Source organism: Ekhidna sp. (assembly GCF_965247405.1).
Lineage (GTDB): Bacteria > Bacteroidota > Bacteroidia > Cytophagales > Cyclobacteriaceae > Ekhidna.
The window spans coordinates 2,462,543-2,480,910 of sequence record NZ_OZ252014.1; the positions used below are offsets into that span (position 1 = coordinate 2,462,543).

The window sequence follows — 18,368 nt, forward strand, 5'->3', positions numbered from 1 at the left end:
AATTCATCACAAGTTCAGCCAATAGGTAGCTTTGAACACAACTTGACGGTTTTTTAAACCCAAACCATCCATCTCGTAATTATCAGTGTAGACCAAAAACAGGTCTGACATGGGTCTGTATCTCCACTGAAATCGGGTGAAGAAGTTATAGTTCTCGTTCTGCGAATTGAATTGGATTGCAGATGTTAAAAACATGGCATTGGTGAAGCTGACCTGTGCATTGGCTCGAAAAAGATGGAGGTTTGCCTGACCATATTCTCCCGGAAGCTCCACTTTGTTATAGTTGTATGTCACACTGAAATTGCCCCATGGCTGTGTGCGAAAATTCAGGGTACTGGCAGTATTCCAACGTGTACCATTGAAAAATTTACCATATTGAAGTTGGAAGTCCATTCCAAAACGCTTTCTTCTATCCGTGTTGTAATTGATCCAATAGGTTGCAAAATGATAGTTTGCTACTGGTAATGGTGTAAAATCATCCCCGATCAGGGAAGTGGGTACAGGTAAATTGACTTCTCTGTCTTGTGCTTGCAGCCTAATGGACGAGGTGTTTTTAAAGTTGAAGTCGTACGCATATCCATGTGAACGTTCATTCAACCCTGACCCATCACGATTCAACCACACCATGTGCCACGTCCTAGGACCATGCTGGTTTAGGCTTCCTGATTTTGGAAAAAACCGATACACAACCCAGGGGTTTATTCTTGTATATCCTTTTCGTTCCGTTTCCTCAGTAACAGCATTGTAGTTTTCTATTCTGGGATTGAACCCTAGTTCCGTAATGTAGTTTTTCCCCACCACATCAAAGGTCCACCCTGAACGAAGACTTCTTCCATTGTAATTGCCTCCGAAACCATAGAAGTGGTTGTCGTCAAGCTTTTCGGGTGTAGTTGCTGTATGAAATCGGAAAGTGTTTCCAAACTTCCCGTTGTTAGACAGGTATGCAAACTCAAGCCCTCCGTTTCTTGCGTATTCACTATCCAGTTCGGTATTTCCTGCTTGCCTGTTTATGAAGATCGCTTTGATGACAGACCGATCAAGTACTTGCTGATGGAAAGCAGCTACTGAATAGTTTTGTGATGAAATAGAATCAATTTCTCGTGTTTGAACATTCAAAAGTCCAACACGTGTTTTGTTTGAAATATTGCCCGATAGACGTGCGCCGTATAGAATCGGAACTTGCTCTCCATCTTGCAGCCCGATTCGTCTGGAAAAGAATGGGCTAATTTGCCAGGAGCCAAAGTTGGAGAAGATGTCTCCATTTTCGAGAAAGAAATTCCTTCGTTCGGGAAAGAAAATACTAAACCGGGATAGGTTGGTCACTTGCTGGTCAACATCCACGTTGGAAAAATCAGGATTTACTGTGAGGTCAAGATTCAGCGAGCCTGTGATGGCTACTTTGGCATCCATTCCCACATCAGAGGCTTTTTGATAGCTTCTTTGCTCTGATTCCTCAAAGTCTCGCTGTGTTCCGCCTGCTACATAGGGGATCAAAACGACTTTACCTGAAGCTTTTTTTGGGTTTTCTACCCAATCCAGCGTACCCATAAAGTTCAAATCTATTCCCCCGTAATTAAGGGGAAATTGAGTCCAGGTGGAGTAGACATTTCGCTCCATATCTCCCCTGATGAAGTTGATCCCCCACTCTGATTGATTCGGTGAATACCGAAGTGTTTTGAAGGGGATAGCCATCTCCACAAGCCAATGATCTTCATAGTTTTCAACCGAAGAATACCATTTATTATCCCAGTTTTGATCATAGCGAGTCCAGGCACCATCCAGGTTTAGTTGGGCCTCAATTTGTGATCCTCCTGCATTCACCCCAAACATGAATCCATTCTGCTTGTTATTCATCGGGTCGATGACAAGTGTAAAATTGTCACTGTTCCAATGGCCATCATCATCATCTCTTCGAAGGGATTGTACTACCCGACTACCATTGTCGTAACATGTCACCAGCACATACATAAATTCTTCATCGTAGGTCACTTTCACTTTTGTCAAAGCGTCAGCCTGCCCCGAATCTGATGGCCAGTGATTAATGAAGTATGGAATATCTGCAATGGCTGACCAGGCCTCATCATTGTCAGCACCATCGATTGTAATAAGCTTGTCGGTTTTAACGATCGAATATCGAAAGTTTTCACGGGTGTCTTGAGCACTAATTTGGACTGCCAGAATGAGTGCAATGAGAAGTTGAATGACTTTCATCATGAGTAGTTGGGTTTGAGTCCCTATACCCGTGCTACCACACTTGGTTGCCTTATGAAGTCCTTTTTAGCTAAACTGCATTTTTTTCATTCTCAATAACTACAGATTGGCATGATGTGCCTGTTGGCTGGAAAAAAGAGCTGTTCAGGAGAGGTGAATGGTTGTTTGTCGAGTGCAGTCCTTTTTTGAAACGGAATTAATAAGTTTGAGCGTTTAGGCATAGTTATGAATAGACCAAAGCTGGAAGATATTTTATTCAAACCTCCACGGATATTATGGCACCTGGTATTCTGGGTGGTATTTATCAGCTTTTTTGCATTGGTGTACGGAAGCTTTGAGGAAGATTATGGACGTCAATACCTTATCCTGCTCACTGATGCGGTTGTTCAAATTCCAGCGGTCTATTTCACACTTTATTACTTGATGCCCAAGTTCCTCTTCAAGGATCGTTACATTGAATTTGCAACCTATATCATTTTAGTTATTCTAATGTTTAGTGCCTTTGGGTGGTTCAATTATGTCATTGTGCAAAAGCCTCTTTTTTGGGCAAATGATAGCTATGAACCTTACCTTCTTAATTATAGCAAAATACTTAAAAGCACTACAAAAATCTATCCGGTACTGGTATTAGCCATTGTCATTAAATGGTTTAAATACTGGTACAAAGAGCAAAAATCTAATCAACAGCTAGTGGAGGAGAAGCTTAAGGCGGAGCTAAACTTCCTGAAGGCACAGGTACATCCTCACTTTCTGTTCAATACACTCAACAACCTTTACGCCCTCACGTTAAAAAAATCAAAAGATGCTCCTGAGGTGGTTTTAAAACTTTCCGATCTCCTCAATTACATGCTGTATGAATGTGCGGCTGATGAGGTGTTGATTGAGAAAGAGGTGAAGCTGTTGAAGGATTACATCGCGCTGGAAAAAATTAGATATGGTGACAGGCTGAATATATCTTTCAATATTCTGGGAAAGGCAGGCAGCAAACGGGTAGCTCCATTAATGCTTTTGCCCTTTGTGGAGAATAGTTTTAAGCATGGGGTGAGTGAGGAAATGGATGAAGCCTGGGTAAGTATTGATCTGGAGCTTAAAGAGGAGCGATTGGTTTTGAAGGTAGAGAATAGCAAAAGCAAGAACGATGGACGAGATGATCAGTTCAACTACAAACAAGGGATTGGGCTGAAGAATGTGCGGAGACGATTGGAATTGCTATATCCCGAAAAACACAAATTAGAAATGCATGATTCAATTGATTCCTTTTTGATCGTCCTCACATTAGAGTTGAAAACAAATGCCGATTAAATGTTTGATAGTCGACGATGAGCCATTGGCGATTGAGGTCCTTCAATCGTACATTGATCGTGTGGATTCGCTTGAGTTGGTGAGTACATGCAGCAACGCGGTGCAAGCATTTGAAGTTTTGAAAAAGGAAAAGGTTGATTTGTTGTTTCTTGATATTCAGATGCCTAAACTGACCGGCATTGAATTTATGAAAGCTTTAAACCCCACCTCGAAGGTGATTTTTACGACAGCATATCGTGAATATGCCGTGGAAAGCTATGAGCTCAATGTGGTGGATTACCTCTTAAAACCAATTGCTTTTGATCGGTTCATAATGGCGGTGAATAAGGTGGTGTTGAATGAAAAATCACAAGATAGCCAATTGATACAAACCGATTCGATAGAAGAAACGGACCCTTTTCTTTTCCTGAAGGTGGATCGAAAAATGGTGAAAGTATATCTCAAAGACATTACCTACATTGAAAGTCTAAAGGACTATGTAAGGGTTAAAACCGCAGATGGAAAAGAACTCGTTTCGCTTCAGAAAATCAGTTATCTGGAGAAAAAACTCCCTTCTGACTGTTTTGTGAGAGCGCATAAGTCATACATTGTGTCTGTCCATAAGATATCTGCCTATAGTAGTACATATATTGAGGTAGGAGGGACCGAAATTCCAATAGGAAGAAGCTATAAATCCGAGGTAATGAAGCTGATTAGCGAGGAAGCTTGAATTGAACACTCACTCGAACAGTGTCTGAAATTTGAATCTCGTTAGCTACAGCTGCATTCCACTCTGGTCCTTCTTCAACTAACCTAATCGCTTCCAGATCACAACCATAACCCAGGCTTTTATCTACTTTAATATCGGTGATTTGGCCTTCTTCGTTGATCGCTAGTTTTAGTATTACCTCCCCTTCAATCTTATTCTGCTTCGCAGTTTCAGGATAGTTTTGCTCTTCTCTTAAATATTGCTGATAAAGACTGTCACCTATTAATGGTCTTGGTGGAGTATAAGCCTCATTATTTATCTCACCACCACTTCTTGCAACTGATCGGGCTACTGCTCCTCCGACTTCATTTTCTTTGACAGCCATTTTCTTCTTAGCAACAAATGCCTGCGCCGGCACAGCTTCCTCCAATACGATCATTTCATCAGCAGATGGTTCAGTCACAACTTGATCTAAAGCGTCGGTTTCAGCCATTTGGATAGTTTCTCTTTTTCTTTCGAGCCGAGGAGTTATTTCAATATTTTCCGTTTTAGATAATGCCAACTCTGCATCAGCGCTTATACTGGGGTCTTCCTCGGGTGCTGTGGACTCATTCTCAGCCAAATAATTTTCAACTATCTCTGCATCCTCATCTTCGACTTTTAATCCATCCGTGTCAAAATCGGGTTTGACTTCATTCGTCACCTCAGCAATGGTTTCCTCCTTAAGGTCCTCAATCTCCAATGAAGTTGAATCCAGTGGTAATGCAGCCTCTTCCCCTGAAGCAAGTTGTGATTGCTCAACGTCTGTAAATAGATAGAAAACAGCGATGGAACCCACAACCAACATGGCAATCATGGCAGCAGCACGCAACCAAACTGTCCTGCTGTTTTTCTTTTTCGAAATATGCTTTTTGAGATATTTAAGGTCACTAAAAATGACTTCTGGATCCTGCGATTCCATCCCCTCCAATGCCTCCTGAGCGAACGGATCATCCAATATCTCACGCTCAAAAGCATGCGCTTCTTTCGGACTCATCTGACCTTTCAGATACCGTTCAAACTGCTCGCTATGGTTTTTATCCTTTGACATTCTTGCTTTCCAGACACATTTTCAAGTTACGCTTTCCATTTTGAATGTGACTCTTCACCTTTTTCAAATCAAGCCCGGTTTCTTCATTCACCTGTTGATAGCTTTTCTTTTCAAGGAAAAAGAGCTTGACACAGTTGCGCTGCTCTCTTTTTAATTCTTCGATACAAGCTTCAAGTGCCACCAGATCTTCTTCCAGTTTTACTTTCTCGTTATTAAGATGCATGTCCTCACCGGATTCCATAAAAACTTCGGAATGAATCTCCGGATTCTTTTTTCGAAGCTCCATGAGGCAGTGATTCTTGCTCACCATATAAAGCCAGCTTTTGAAATGTTGGACCTCTGTGGTTAAGAGCTTTTCGCTGAGTTGCTCATAGATCGACATCACCGCATCTTGCGCATCATCTCTATTTTTCAGGTACTTCAGACACAAACCATAGATCAGGTGCATGTATTTGTTGTATAACTTACCTATTACCTCTTGATTTCCCGTGTTTCGGTAAAAACGAAGCTGCAATTCGTCTGTGGATGATATGTCTTTTTTTGTTGACATTTCAACTAAGGAGAATCCCTCCAAAATTAATGGTACATAATGAGGTAAAGATCTCTCCTTTCAGTCGAGATGACATTGTCTAGACCATTTTATGTCATTTCGAGCGCAGCGAGAAATCTTTACTTGTTATTTAAATAATCCCAAGCTCCAATCTCTTCATTTAAAAATTTTCAATTTGGATTCATTGACTCAATCAGCTGATTCTTTTTACTTCTTCGCCACTTTTTTATCTCATGTTCCCTGTCAATTGCATTAGCTACATATTGGTGTCTTTCACACCAAACCAAATTGTAGCAATAGTACCTACCAGCCCATGTTTTGCTTTTACCTCGGTTTTCATAATGTTGGAGAAGTGGTTGGTAAATCGTTAGTCATTCCTACGTAAACTACAGTTCGTGCAGGATTGGTAGTTATATAAACAAAGTAGTTGTGATTCCTCAACTCTAGTAAATATCTCTCCTTTCAGTCGAGATGACAAGAACGAATGTCGCTTCCTTTTATGTCATTTCGAGCAGAGCGAGAAATCTTTACTTTATGTCAAAAAATCTTGGAAGTAAATATCTCTCCCCCTGGTCGAGATGACACATGGATTAAGTCCTACTGCTCAGAAAAAAATAAAAAATTTTTATGGAATCTCATTCATGCCTGCATCCCAATGTCAAATCAAACGAAAAATGATATGAAATCTCTAATAATGATCTTCTCAATGATACTGGCGCTCAATGTTAATGCCAGATATGTAAACGGAACCGTGTATGATGAAAGCGGGCAGACGCTCGCTGGAGTAAAGGTGAGTATCAAAGGCATCAATACAGGTACCACAACGGATGTAAATGGCTTTTACTCGATTGAGGTAGCAAGCGAAAAATCAATCCTTGTTTTTTCACTCATAGGGTTTAAGGCGAAAGAAGTGAAAGTAGGGAAAGTCAAGGTTTTGGATGTCACAATCGAAGCAGTAGAGCTAGAATTACAAGAGATAGTTGTAGCAGAGGATGCCGTTAGCCGTCCCATGATGCAGCGAAGCAAACTGGCTAAGGGTGCAGGCAACATGTCTATGAGTTATGCTCCGCCATATTACGATAAGGGGCAATATCACAATACCGAAGAATATGCAACCATCCATGAAAATGGATTTAAGAAGGTGTTAGATAATGCTTTATCTACATTCTCAATCGATGTAGATGCGGCTTCTTACAGCAACATGAGGAGGTTTATAAATAATGGCCAACTGCCGCCGAAAGACGCAGTACGTATTGAAGAAATGATCAACTACTTCAACTATGATTATAAAAACCCAACGGGGAAAGATCCATTCTCAATAAATACAGAAGTGGCCAGAGCGCCATGGAATGAAGATCATTTAATTGCTCAGATCGGACTTCAAGGAAAAAAGATTGAACTGGAAAATCTACCTGCCTCGAATATCGTGTTTCTGCTGGATGTATCCGGATCTATGAGTGCTCCGAATAAGTTGCCACTACTGAAGTCGGCCTTCAAGTTGTTGGTAAATGAGCTGCGTCCTCAGGATAAAGTTTCTATTGTCGTGTATGCCGGGGCAGCCGGTGTGGTACTTGAACCAACGGATGGAAATGATAAGAAGAAGATCATGGAGGCACTTGATAAGTTGCAGGCCGGAGGTTCTACTGCAGGCGGAGCGGGAATCAACCTGGCATACAAGCTTGCAAAGGAGCAATTTGTAGAAGGTGGAAATAACCGGGTAGTCTTGGCAACTGATGGGGACTTTAATGTTGGGGCGAGCAGCAATGCTTCAATGGAGCGATTGATCGAAGAAAAGAGAGAAGATGGAATATTTCTGACGGTTCTGGGCTTTGGAATGGGTAATTACAAGGATTCGAAAATGGAGATCTTGGCCGATAAAGGAAATGGAAACTATGCTTACATCGATACCATGAAGGAAGCGAAGAAAGTATTGGTGAATGAGTTCGGGGGCACCATGTTTACTATTGCTAAGGATGTAAAAATTCAGGTTGAGTTTAATCCGGCTGTGGTTCGGGCGTACCGATTGATTGGCTATGAAAACCGGTTACTAAATGATGAGGATTTCAACGATGATAAAAAGGATGCAGGTGAGCTGGGAAGTGGACATACCGTGACGGCCCTCTATGAGATCATTCCAGTAGGAGTTGAGAGTGATTTTGTAAATGACATTGATCCACTGAAATATCAATCGAATGACCAGCAAGTGACCAGCTCAACTGACGAGTTGCTAACCGTAAAATTTCGCTATAAGGAGCCTGATGGCGCGAAGAGTAAGCTGATTTCCAAAGTGGTTGAAAACGAAATTAGAAAGTCCAGCAACAATCTGGATTGGTCGATGGCTGTGGCTGGATTTGGAATGCTTTTAAGAGACTCTGAATTCAAAGGTGACTTGACTTATGCAGAAGTTTTGAGTTTGGCGAAATCAGCCAAAGGTCAGGATGAATTTGGTTATCGGGCAGAGTTTATTGATCTGGTAGACTTATCAAAAAGCATGAGCCCACAATAGTAGTGGTTTCAGTTTAGTCCTGAGGCGAGGAATCATTCCTCGCCTTTTTTGTATCCTTGTAAAGAAAAACCCTTATGAGACATTTATTTACCTTAATTTTTACGATTGCATCGGTCTGGAGCTTTGCTCAAATAAAAGATGGGGCCAAAGTAATAGACCTAAGCTTTTCTTATTCCGATTTCAATAGTAATGGAAGTTCTTCATTTTCTTTTGTTCAACCATTGGTTGGATTTTCAATTACAGAAAATCAGGTCTTCTATGGAGGATTTCGTTATGAAAGACAAAAACAGAATTTTTCGAACACCTCTTCGAAAGAGAATATCGTATCGTTGGTTTTGGCATACGAGAAATTATTTGAACTGAATTCTAAAATATACTTTGCTCCAATTATCTCCGGCAGTTTTGGTTTTGGGAAAGGGAATGATCCTGCAGGGGATAGTGATATAAGTAGTTTTAGAATTGGTATCAGTCCACGCCTTCATTATTTTATTACAAATAAGTGGTCCGTCGTGGCAAGTGTAGGGGCTATCTCATATTCGAAGGAGGTACAGAAGAGCGATAATGGAGACTTTGCTACTGAATCATTTGGTGCTAGTTTAAATGCTTCAAATGTAAACTTTGGGATACGTATGATCTTAAATAACGAATAGTTTTGAAAAAAGTACAACTAGGAAAATCGAACCTATATATCTCCCCAATCGCATTTGGTGCCTGGGCCATTGGTGGGCAGGCCTGGGGTGGCAATGAAGATAAGGATGCGCTGGAGGCGATGAAGAAAAGCTATGATATGGGTATCACGTCCATTGATACAGCACCCGTTTATGGATTTGGTCATAGTGAAAAATTGGTTGGGAAAGCAATCAAAGAAATTGGAAGGGATAAACTGGAGATCCTGACCAAGTTTGGCTTCAACTGGAAGACAGAAAAAGGTGAATATCAATTTCCGACCACTGATGGTGGAAAGACCCATGCCTATGCAGGAAGAGACGGCATTATGCAAGAGGTGGAAGATAGCCTCAAGCGGCTGGGTACAGATTACATTGATCTCTATCAGATTCATCGCCCGGATGCCACAACGCCAATTGAGGAGACGATGGAGACGCTGAAAGAGCTACAGCAGCAGGGAAAAATCAGGGCGATTGGGATGTCAAATCATACAGTAGAGCTGATGAAGGAGGCGGACCAGGTAATTGACCTTGCATCAACCCAGTCGCCATATAGTATGATTTACAGAAAGATTGAGAAAGACATCATTCCCTACTGTTTGGAAGAAGGAGTGGGGATTCTTGCTTACAGCCCACTGCAACGCGGATTGCTTACAGGAAAGATCAAGTCAGATCATGAATTTAAGGGAGATGATCATCGGGCAGATAATAAGTTTTTCAAAGAACCGAACCGATCCAGAACCAACGCTTTTTTGGATCAGATCAAACCGATTGCAGATGACCATGGGGTGACATTAGCTCAAATGGTGATCAATTGGACGGTACAAAGAGAAGGGATTACTGCCGCCTTGGTGGGTGCAAGAAATGCTAAACAGGCAGAAGAAAATGCAAAATCGATGAGTTTTAAGCTATCAGAAGAGGAAATCAATACCATTAATTATGAGATGGAGAAAGTGATCATTGATCACGATGTTTAATAGGTAATCGCTACAAAAACGATAAATCCTGCAACTAAAGCAACCTCTATTAGATTTTGGATTCTTTTTGGCTGTTCCTGACTAACTGTTTTGCAGATAACTCCTAACATCCAGCTAACAACTAGTCCGATTATTCCAATGGCAAGTAAACCCACGCTGAAGAGCATGCCCCAGCCTTTGCCGTCATTTAATTCATTGAAAAACCAAAGAGACCACAGGGTGGTCAAAAGAATGTGAATAATAGATACAACCTTGAGAACAGTGAGATTTTTCATGCTCCCAAAGTAAGTTTTCACACGGAGCGATACCTATGATATTAAGCATCGCACCGTATGATATTTGTTGATTTAGTGAATATCAATTTTTTTTTCAAAATAACTCTTATAGTCTCCTCCTCGGAGGAGGATGAGATGGATAATTATAAAGTTGTCATTTTGAAGAAAATTGAATTAAGAAAACATTTTTGCAAACCCACCGCTTCGGCGGTCCGACCCAACCCCTCCTGAAGAGGGGATTTAAGGAGTTTTATTATTATTCTTTTAGAATCTCAGATTTAAAGCCAAAAGAAAATTCCTACCAGCCTGAGGGTAGAGATAATTTTCTCTAACAACATAGCTTCCGGCAGCATAGCCAAAAGTGTATCCATTTGATGAATACTTAACATCCAACATATTGTTAACAAGTAAACTGATGTTGATATTTTCAATTGAGGCAGCAGAGAAATTATAGCTCAGCCTCAAATCATTGATAAAGTATGGATCAATGCTTCTTTCATCATTGCTGGTATTATCAAGATATTGCTTCCCAACATACTTGCTTCGCAATGCAGCTTCAAATCCATCAAAAGGTGTGTAGGCCAATTGGCTTCCTCCAATTACATTCGGAGAGAACGAAATGTCTGTGTCTTTATATTGTGTCTCCTCTATATTGAACTCATCCCAGGCAGGCCCATAGTTATAAATAACCTCAGTGAAATTCTCAATCTTATTTCGACTCAAAGTCAGGTTAGCATCCCATCGCAATTGATCGGTGAATTGATAGGCTCCTACCAGCTCAATACCCATTCGGTAACTATCCGGAACATTTTGCCTTACGTTAGAGCCCACATCATTTAGCTCTCCGGTCAGCACCAATTGATTTTCGTAATCCATCAGGTAGTAATTGGCCTGAAAGCTAAAGTCCTGTCCAAATTTTCGATAGCCAACTTCAAGATTTCTAAGTGTTTCATGCTTTGGCGTTATTCCATTGGGGGCATCAATGAAGTCGTTTCGTACAGGTTCTCGATTGCCAATGGCAAAAGAGGCATATACATTTGAACTTTGATTCAACGTGTAGGTCGCTCCAACTTTCGGGTTAAAAAAAGTATAATCATCGCCGGTATTGATCGCTCGTAAATCACTATCAATGCCTACTGTTTCATAATCAATCTTTCTCACCTGCAAGTCAGCAAATAGGTTAATGTCATTCAATTGATAGTTGGTCTTCAGGTACGCATTAAAATCAGTCTTCAAACCTACATTATCATAATATCGGTACCTGATGTCACTGTTGCTTGCATATTGAGCCCAAATAATCTCACCAAAGTGATCTCCATCGTATTTATTCCATGCACCACCAAAAGTGATGTCCAGATCATCTTTCAGGTAGTTAAAAGAGAAAGTCGTGCCGTAGAAGTCGTTATCTAACCATCTTCTTCTGATCAGGTCAGTAGATGTGATGGTGGTATCTCCCAATACTACATTTTCCAGGCCATAATCAGCAAAATCATCCTCATTTCGGTACTGCTCGAAATACCCACGTCCATACGTATAATGACCAGCCACATTCACAGTCAATTCATCATTCAGCTGATGAGAAAGATGCAACTGGTAGTGATCTTGCTTATAGTTGTCCACCTCATTTTCATACAAATAGTAGTTGAATGTTCTGCCTGCTGTACGAATATTCTCTGCCTGTTCTTCTGAGTAGCCATTATTGCTAATTACTTCCTCAATTCCGTCTCGATCGTTTTCCAATACAGCTTGTGGTGTTCCAAACCAGCTTTGATAAGTCACTTCTTTTCCACCAAAGGCTAAAGCTTTGATGATCGTTTTATCGCCATAATAGCCACCAGAAAGGAAGTATGATTGAAGGTCTGATTCTGCTCGGTCGATGTATCCATCTGAAGAGATTTTTGACAATCTGGACTCAAATGACCATTTGTTATTTAACAAGCCGGTATTGTACATCAAAGTGTGCTTGCGTGTGTTGAATGATCCAAAGCTATTATTCACTTCAGCATACGCTTCTCTGGACGGCACATTGGTCTGAAGATTTACCGTAGCACCAAATGCTGCTGCACCATTAGTAGAAGTGCCAACTCCTCGTTGAATTTGGATATTATCTACTGATGAAGCCAAATCGGGCATATTAACCCAAAAGACGCCATGCGATTCTGAGTCATTCACAGGGATGCCATTGATGGTCACGTTAATGCGTGTGGCATCACTACCACGAATTCTAAGCCCTGTATATCCCACACCTGCACCTGCGTCTGAGGTGGTGACTAGCGACGGAGATAGATTTAATAAAATGGGTAAGTCCTGTCCCAGATTTACGTCCTCGATTTCCTTTTTGGAAATTTCGGAATAGGTGGTTGGTGTGTTTTCATTTGCTCTTGTGGCGTAAACGATCACATCGTCCAATTCCTGTGTTTTTAAACTGTCTTGCGAATACGCAAAACCTGCCAGCAGCATTACAGCTGACAAACATAAAACTCTCATGTTGATAAAAAATTAAAACATTTAACCATACGGAAAGCGGGGACTTCCCACCATTGGTTATCATACTGGCTTTTAAGCCGCTCCCTACGCCGGCATTACCCGGATCAGGTCATGGGTATGATCTCAGCCCTGTCAAGACATTTATCGTCTTGGCAATCGGCACCCCTTGTTTGTGGTGTAAAGGTAGGTGTAAAAGCCTAAAACACGAATCTGTAATGAGAAATCTTAGATTTCACTTAACTCCAACCATCTCATTTCCTTGTCTTCAAGTTCTTTCTCGATGGTTTTGATCTGATTGCTTAGATCTTGAAGTTTTTCGTATTCGGTCTCGGTATTCATTGCATCTTGAAGCTCTTTCTTCTTTTGCTCCAGTGCAGGAATCTCTTTGTCCAGTTGGTCGAGCTCTCGCTGTTCGTTATAACTGAGTTTGCGTAAGCTCTTTTCCTTTTCTTTTGCAGGTTCAGCTTTTGGCTGTTCCTTTTTTTTAGGGATTAGTTCTGCAACCGGTACTCCCTCTTTTTCACGATAGTCCGTGTAATTTCCTGGGAAATCTCGGATTTTTCCATTCCCTTCAAAAACGAAGAGGTGGTCCACTAGCCGATCCATGAAATACCTGTCGTGCGATACGATCATTAGGCAGCCGGCAAAATTTTGAAGATAGTCTTCCAACACATTCAGTGTGGTAATATCCAGATCATTAGTTGGCTCATCCAAGATAAGGAAGTTGGGATTCGCCATCAAGACACGTAGTAGCTGAAGTCTTCTCTTTTCTCCACCGCTTAGCTTGCCCACAAAGTTGTGCTGCATCTTGGGGGGGAATAAAAACTGGTTCAATAGCTGGGAGGCTGACACTTTTGAACCATCTTCTAGCTGGATGTATTCGGCCACTTCTTTCACAATATCAATTACCTTTTTATTCGGATCGAAGATGGTTTCATCTTGCGTGTAGTAGCCAAATTTGGTGGTCTGGCCGACATCAATGGTTCCTGAGTCAGGCTTGATTTGCTGAGACAGGATATTCAGAAAAGTAGACTTACCCACCCCATTCGGGCCGATGATGCCGATTTTTTCTCTGCGCTTAAATACATAACTAAAATCGTGGATGAGCTTTAGTTCATCATAGGATTTGCTCACATGTTCTAATTCTAGAATTTTTTTCCCCTGACGTTCACCTTTAAGGTTTACCTCCATTTTTTGGGTGTGTACCTCACTGTGCGCTTTGGCCTTTACATCCTGAAAAGCATCCACCCGATATTTCGCCTTGGTACCCCGAGCTTTCGGTTGCCTACGCATCCATTCCAGCTCCGTTTTGAAAAGATTTTTGGCTTTGCTCACGCTAGCCGCTTCCATCTCCATCCGCTCAGCCTTCTTTTCCAAAAACTGGCTGTAGTTGCCTTTGTATCGGTAGATTTTTCCCTGATCAATCTCTAGGATTTCATTGGTCACACGATCTAGAAAGTACCGGTCGTGCGTCACCATCAGCAACGTGAGATTGGCAGTTGCCAGGTAGTTTTCCAGCCACTCGATCAGTGCGAGATCCAAGTGGTTGGTAGGTTCATCTAAAATGAGGAAATCCGGATTTACGACCAATGCCTGAGCGAGTGCTACACGCTTTTTTTGTCCACCCGACAGATCTTTCATTTTCTGATCCAGGTTGTGGATGCCTAGTTTTCCAAGCAGCCCTTTGATTTGATGCTCATACTCCCAGGCATTGAGGGCATCCATTTTTTCCAAAATAGGAGAGAGGTCGGGGGCATTCTCGGGATCAGTTTCGGTCTTATACATCGCCAATTCATAGTCTCGAATGACATTGAGCTCTTCTTTATCTTCAGAAAAGACCGCCTCAAGAATGGTGTCATCCGGGTTGAAATCAGGATGCTGAAGAAGCATGGAAACAGTGAGACCTTTTCGGAAGGAGACAATGCCTTTATCAGGAGGTTCAATGCCTGCAATCACTTTCATTAGGGTGGATTTACCTGTGCCATTTACCCCAACCAAGGCGGCTTTCTGCCCCTGGTCTAGCCCAAACGTAATATTTTCAAAGAGCTTCTTTTCATCATAGCTCTTACTAAGCTCCTCTACCGATAGATAATTCATGCAGCAAAAGTAGCCACTCCATCATTGGAACAATTCAACGGTATTTGGTTTTATATAGGTTATGAAGCAAATAATATTTTCAGTAGTGATTATTTCACTAGTAGCATGTGCTCCATCAAACTCACAAGAAACAAAAAGTGTGGCTGTTGAAAAACCAAGTGATTTCAATGACTACTGGTACGCTGGGGATGCTGAAATCACAAGCTACAAACTGGAACAGGCAAGATATGGAGAGATTCATTCTGGAGAGGCAGTACTTGTGTTCGTTACAGAGCCATTTTCAAGAAGTAAGCAAGTTAAATTGGATGACTGGCGAGATGCGGGTGAAGACAATGTAAGTGTGATGAAATTGAATATGACCAAGAAGTTCCTGACAGGTATTTACCCATACTCCATGATGATGAGTACGTTTACGCCTGTTTCGTACGATCAATATCTGGATCCTTTTAAAGTAACCACTTCCTCGCAGGAGTGGTGCGGACATACCTGGATGCAATTGAATTTAGATGATGAGAATTATCGACTTAGAGGGTTTTCATACTTTGAATCTGAAGGCGATGTGGATGTTACAGTACCGAATGTCCTATTAGAAGATGAATTATGGACGAGGCTCAAATTTGGCCCGGGAAATCTGCCAACTGGAGAGATCGAAATCTTTCCATCTACTTTCTACCTGCGGTTGAGGCATCACGAATCAAAGCCACAAATGGCTGTTGCTTCGAAATTGGACGTGCACACATCTGAGTTTTCAGATGATCCACACAGTATTTACATACTGCAATACGAAAACCGCAAGCTGTCGATTTACTATGAGCAGGAGTCTCCTTTTACTATTCTCGGTTGGGAAGAGACCTATTTAAGTGGATTTGGTAATCCGGAAAGGTTAACCACAAAGGCAAAAAGAATAAATACTATTAAATCTGCTTATTGGGGAAAGAATAGCAACAAGGATCGCGAGATCAGGAAGGAGTTGGGATTGGGAGTGGAATAACATCTCTCTAGCCCCCTTAAAAGCAGTACAACGTTATTTTAAAGTTTCAATGTCCCTTAAGGGACTACAGGGGTGTTTACTTTTGATAATATGAATGAAAACAAAAACCCCTGGATCACCCATTCTTCCAAAATCATATATGACAATCCCTGGATCACATTGACAGAACATGATGTAACCAATCCGGGAGGTGGCAAAAGCCTCTATGGAAAAGTGCATTATAAAAATTGGGCCCTTGGGATTGTTCCGCTCGATCAAGATCAAAACACCTGGTTGGTAGGACAGTATCGATACACGTTGGATGAATATTCGTGGGAAATTCCGATGGGCGGAGGACCGTTGGATATTCCAATTTTAGCGTCTGCCAAAAGAGAACTCAAAGAGGAAACAGGACTTTCCGCCAACAAATGGACAGAGATCTGTCGAATACACACCTCTAACTCAGTAACTGATGAAACCGGGATTGCTTTTTTGGCTCAAGAGTTAACCGAAGGTGAAACTGAATTTGAAGAGACAGAGGACCTGAAAATTTGGAAGCTACCATTTAAAGAGGCAGTTGCCATGTGTGACAATGGAGAGATTACTGATAGTTTAAGTCTAGCCGCTATTTACCGATTAGATCGAATGTTGAAAATCGATTAACTAACCTTTAAACAAAGGCAATTTGATTGTAAAAGTGGTTCCTTTATCAGGACTGCTTTCAACTTCGATTTCACCCTTATTGAGTTGCACGAACTCTTTTACAAGTTGTAATCCCAGCCCAAGTCCTCTTTCTCCTGAGGTGCCTTTAGTTGAGATAGAGTCATCAAGATTGAACAGTCTTTCCAGCTTTTCTTTGGGAATCCCCACTCCATCGTCAGAGACCTTTATTACACAAAATTCTCGATCGCTATCTGGTTTCGCAACAACTTTCACATGACCACCTTTCTTAGTAAACTTAATTGCATTATTCACTAAGTTTCTTAGGATGGTTGAGGTGGTATTTTTGTCTACCAAAAGTTGTTGGGTTTGGTCTGATTCAAATTTTAGCTCAATATTTTTAGACTTGGCATTATCCTGAAACATTCCAATAACATCCTCGACCAGTGTATCTAAATCTAACTTTTCAGGGACGTAGGGAAAGTGACCTCTTTGCTGTAGTGCCCACTTTAACAGGGTATCAAGCAATTTCGTAATTCGATCCACAGAATCACTCATTTGATCTACCATTCCTTTCACACCCTCTGGGTTACCCCCCTTCAAATACATTTGAGATACAGTCACTAAACCTCCGAGTGTATTTACAGGCCCTCTTAGGTCATGAGAAATAATAGAAAAGAACTTGTCTTTCGTATGATTCAAGACTTCAAGATCATCTTTCTGTTTTGCTAGTTGTTTACTGAGTTTGTTTTTTGATTTAAAAGACACGTAAACAATGATGGCCAAACAGATAAATGCGACAAGTAAAATTCCACCAGTAATGATGATGATTTGATTATTTCTTTTTTGCTCCAACAAAAGATCAACCTCAGCTTGCTTGAGGCCAACCTCGTACTCTGTCCGCATGTCCCCTAACCTTTGAGTGGTTTCTAGATTCTGGATGCTGTCTTTGTACGCGTAATACTGGGTTTGATACTTGATGGCTTCCTCCAGATTACCTCGTTTATTGTACAGCTTAAATAGAAGATTCGAGGCGTCTCGAACTTGTTCTTTCAGTCCGACACTCTGTGCCATGTTAAGGCCGGTCAACGTATGTTTGATCGCTTCATCTTCAACCCCTTCTTCAAGATAAATATTGCCTAGCTGATTATAATAGTCGGCCATTCCATACTTATCGCCCATCGGATTCAGCATATCAATAGCCGAGAACAAATCTTCTTTGGCTTTTTCTCTTTCTCCTTGCTTCCAATAAACTAACGCCCGATTTCCTATGATATAGGCAACCCCCAATTCAAAGTTCAGCTGTTTTAGGATTGGCTCAGCTTCATTGTAATAGGCCATTGCTGAGTCATAATTACCTATCAAATAGTAATCATAGCCATAGTTTAAGAGACTTAATGCCAGCGGTTGTTTTTTGCCCAGCTCCCTCAACAAATCAATTGTTTTGGAGCCGTAGTAAAGAGCATTTTCTGAGTCTCCATTTTGCGTATAGCAGGTTGAGATTTCAGCATATATTTCACCTAATGTTCTCTTATGTTGTTCTTTACCCGTAGCTTCATCTGCTCCTTTGAAGAGAGATTCAATTGCACGTTCCAGATTACCCATAAGTCGATGTGCAATTCCCATTTGCATATAGGATTTTATGCGGTATTCTTGGCTTTTATTTTTATTAGCCAGATCAAGTAGGAACTCACTATGCTTCAGGATTTCATCAGGGTCTATGGTATGGGTTGATAATCGAAAATATGCCTCCATTTCTTGACTTGGAGTCATAATACCTTTTTCGATTTCCTTCATTATACTATCTGCTTTCAATTGGTTTTGAGAAAAACCAAGGATACAAATCAGCAAGCTGAAGGTTAGTGATAGTAGTGGTTTGTAAGTTTTCAT

The 18,368-nt window shown here is 41.2% G+C and carries 14 protein-coding genes; 7 read left to right on the top strand and 7 right to left on the bottom strand.

Annotated elements, in window-relative coordinates; genetic code table 11:
* Positions 1-6: 6 nt before the first annotated feature.
* Positions 7-2,214 (bottom strand): DUF5916 domain-containing protein, encoded by a 2,208-nt coding sequence (locus ACP14Y_RS11190; protein ID WP_424963045.1) that lies wholly within the window; start codon positions 2,212-2,214, stop codon positions 7-9.
* A gap of 222 nt (positions 2,215-2,436) precedes the next feature.
* On the opposite strand from ACP14Y_RS11190, the gene ACP14Y_RS11195 reads away from it, so the two are divergent.
* Together ACP14Y_RS11195 and ACP14Y_RS11200 are read left to right on the top strand one after the other, a co-directional pair.
* Entirely contained in the window at positions 2,437-3,513 is a 1,077-nt protein-coding gene (locus tag ACP14Y_RS11195) for a sensor histidine kinase (protein WP_424963046.1), read from the top strand.
* Positions 3,503-4,222: a LytR/AlgR family response regulator transcription factor gene (locus ACP14Y_RS11200; RefSeq protein ID WP_424963047.1), complete on the top strand. Its 720-nt coding sequence runs from the start codon at positions 3,503-3,505 to the stop codon at positions 4,220-4,222. The genes ACP14Y_RS11195 and ACP14Y_RS11200 overlap by 11 nt, the downstream gene beginning before the upstream one ends.
* Here ACP14Y_RS11200 and ACP14Y_RS11205 read toward each other — a convergent pair.
* Both ACP14Y_RS11205 and ACP14Y_RS11210 read right to left on the bottom strand, forming a co-directional pair.
* The gene (locus tag ACP14Y_RS11205) at positions 4,206-5,291 is read right to left on the bottom strand and encodes an energy transducer TonB (RefSeq protein ID WP_424963048.1); all 1,086 of its coding nucleotides are present in this window, start codon (positions 5,289-5,291) and stop codon (positions 4,206-4,208) included. The two genes, ACP14Y_RS11200 and ACP14Y_RS11205, sit on opposite strands and share 17 nt — an antisense overlap.
* Entirely contained in the window at positions 5,278-5,841 is a 564-nt protein-coding gene (locus ACP14Y_RS11210; RefSeq protein ID WP_424963049.1) for an RNA polymerase sigma factor, read from the bottom strand. The genes ACP14Y_RS11205 and ACP14Y_RS11210 overlap by 14 nt, the downstream gene beginning before the upstream one ends.
* 679 nt (positions 5,842-6,520) lie before the next feature.
* Here ACP14Y_RS11210 and ACP14Y_RS11215 point away from each other — a divergent pair.
* The 3 genes from ACP14Y_RS11215 (at position 6,521) to ACP14Y_RS11225 (ending at position 9,989) form a co-directional block, all read left to right on the top strand.
* Positions 6,521-8,347: a YfbK domain-containing protein gene (locus tag ACP14Y_RS11215; protein WP_424963050.1), complete on the top strand. Its 1,827-nt coding sequence runs from the start codon at positions 6,521-6,523 to the stop codon at positions 8,345-8,347.
* A 74-nt stretch (positions 8,348-8,421) separates the two neighbouring features.
* Complete coding sequence (locus ACP14Y_RS11220; RefSeq protein WP_424963051.1) at positions 8,422-8,997, top strand: hypothetical protein; 576 nt, start codon at positions 8,422-8,424, stop codon at positions 8,995-8,997.
* A 2-nt stretch (positions 8,998-8,999) separates the two neighbouring features.
* Positions 9,000-9,989 carry an aldo/keto reductase gene (locus tag ACP14Y_RS11225; protein WP_424963052.1) on the top strand — a complete coding sequence of 330 codons (990 nt, stop codon included), beginning with the start codon at positions 9,000-9,002 and terminating at the stop codon, positions 9,987-9,989.
* On the opposite strand, the gene ACP14Y_RS11230 is transcribed toward ACP14Y_RS11225, so the two are convergent.
* From ACP14Y_RS11230 to abc-f, 3 genes are all read right to left on the bottom strand, one after another.
* Entirely contained in the window at positions 9,986-10,264 is a 279-nt protein-coding gene (locus tag ACP14Y_RS11230) for a hypothetical protein (RefSeq protein WP_424963053.1), read from the bottom strand. The two genes, ACP14Y_RS11225 and ACP14Y_RS11230, sit on opposite strands and share 4 nt — an antisense overlap.
* Positions 10,265-10,528: 264 nt before the next feature.
* The gene (locus ACP14Y_RS11235) at positions 10,529-12,751 is read right to left on the bottom strand and encodes a TonB-dependent receptor (protein WP_424963054.1); all 2,223 of its coding nucleotides are present in this window, start codon (positions 12,749-12,751) and stop codon (positions 10,529-10,531) included.
* 225 nt (positions 12,752-12,976) lie between these two features.
* Positions 12,977-14,848 carry a ribosomal protection-like ABC-F family protein gene (gene abc-f / locus ACP14Y_RS11240; RefSeq protein WP_424963055.1) on the bottom strand — a complete coding sequence of 624 codons (1,872 nt, stop codon included), beginning with the start codon at positions 14,846-14,848 and terminating at the stop codon, positions 12,977-12,979.
* Positions 14,849-14,909: 61 nt separating this feature from the next.
* Between abc-f and ACP14Y_RS11245 the strand changes: the two genes are divergently transcribed.
* Positions 14,910-15,839, top strand: a complete 930-nt coding sequence (locus ACP14Y_RS11245; protein ID WP_424963056.1) for a hypothetical protein — start codon at positions 14,910-14,912, stop codon at positions 15,837-15,839.
* Between the two features lie 90 nt (positions 15,840-15,929).
* Entirely contained in the window at positions 15,930-16,481 is a 552-nt protein-coding gene (locus ACP14Y_RS11250; RefSeq protein WP_424963057.1) for an NUDIX domain-containing protein, read from the top strand.
* Here the strand turns inward: ACP14Y_RS11250 and ACP14Y_RS11255 are convergent, their stop codons facing one another.
* Entirely contained in the window at positions 16,482-18,368 is a 1,887-nt protein-coding gene (locus ACP14Y_RS11255) for an ATP-binding protein (RefSeq protein WP_424963058.1), read from the bottom strand.

What these genes read in the sequence shown, in the direction of transcription:
- ACP14Y_RS11245 (WP_424963056.1), top strand. Translation starts at nt 14,910, where the DNA reads ATGAAGCAAATAATATTTTCAGTAGTGATTATTTCACTAGTAGCATGT.
- ACP14Y_RS11255 (WP_424963058.1), bottom strand. Translation starts at nt 18,368, where the DNA reads ATGAAAACTTACAAACCACTACTATCACTAACCTTCAGCTTGCTGATT.
- abc-f (WP_424963055.1), bottom strand. Translation starts at nt 14,848, where the DNA reads ATGAATTATCTATCGGTAGAGGAGCTTAGTAAGAGCTATGATGAAAAG.
- ACP14Y_RS11235 (WP_424963054.1), bottom strand. Translation starts at nt 12,751, where the DNA reads ATGAGAGTTTTATGTTTGTCAGCTGTAATGCTGCTGGCAGGTTTTGCG.
- ACP14Y_RS11195 (WP_424963046.1), top strand. Translation starts at nt 2,437, where the DNA reads ATGAATAGACCAAAGCTGGAAGATATTTTATTCAAACCTCCACGGATA.
- ACP14Y_RS11210 (WP_424963049.1), bottom strand. Translation starts at nt 5,841, where the DNA reads ATGTCAACAAAAAAAGACATATCATCCACAGACGAATTGCAGCTTCGT.
- ACP14Y_RS11205 (WP_424963048.1), bottom strand. Translation starts at nt 5,291, where the DNA reads ATGTCAAAGGATAAAAACCATAGCGAGCAGTTTGAACGGTATCTGAAA.
- ACP14Y_RS11190 (WP_424963045.1), bottom strand. Translation starts at nt 2,214, where the DNA reads ATGATGAAAGTCATTCAACTTCTCATTGCACTCATTCTGGCAGTCCAA.
- ACP14Y_RS11230 (WP_424963053.1), bottom strand. Translation starts at nt 10,264, where the DNA reads ATGAAAAATCTCACTGTTCTCAAGGTTGTATCTATTATTCACATTCTT.
- ACP14Y_RS11220 (WP_424963051.1), top strand. Translation starts at nt 8,422, where the DNA reads ATGAGACATTTATTTACCTTAATTTTTACGATTGCATCGGTCTGGAGC.
- ACP14Y_RS11215 (WP_424963050.1), top strand. Translation starts at nt 6,521, where the DNA reads ATGAAATCTCTAATAATGATCTTCTCAATGATACTGGCGCTCAATGTT.
- ACP14Y_RS11200 (WP_424963047.1), top strand. Translation starts at nt 3,503, where the DNA reads ATGCCGATTAAATGTTTGATAGTCGACGATGAGCCATTGGCGATTGAG.
- ACP14Y_RS11250 (WP_424963057.1), top strand. Translation starts at nt 15,930, where the DNA reads ATGAATGAAAACAAAAACCCCTGGATCACCCATTCTTCCAAAATCATA.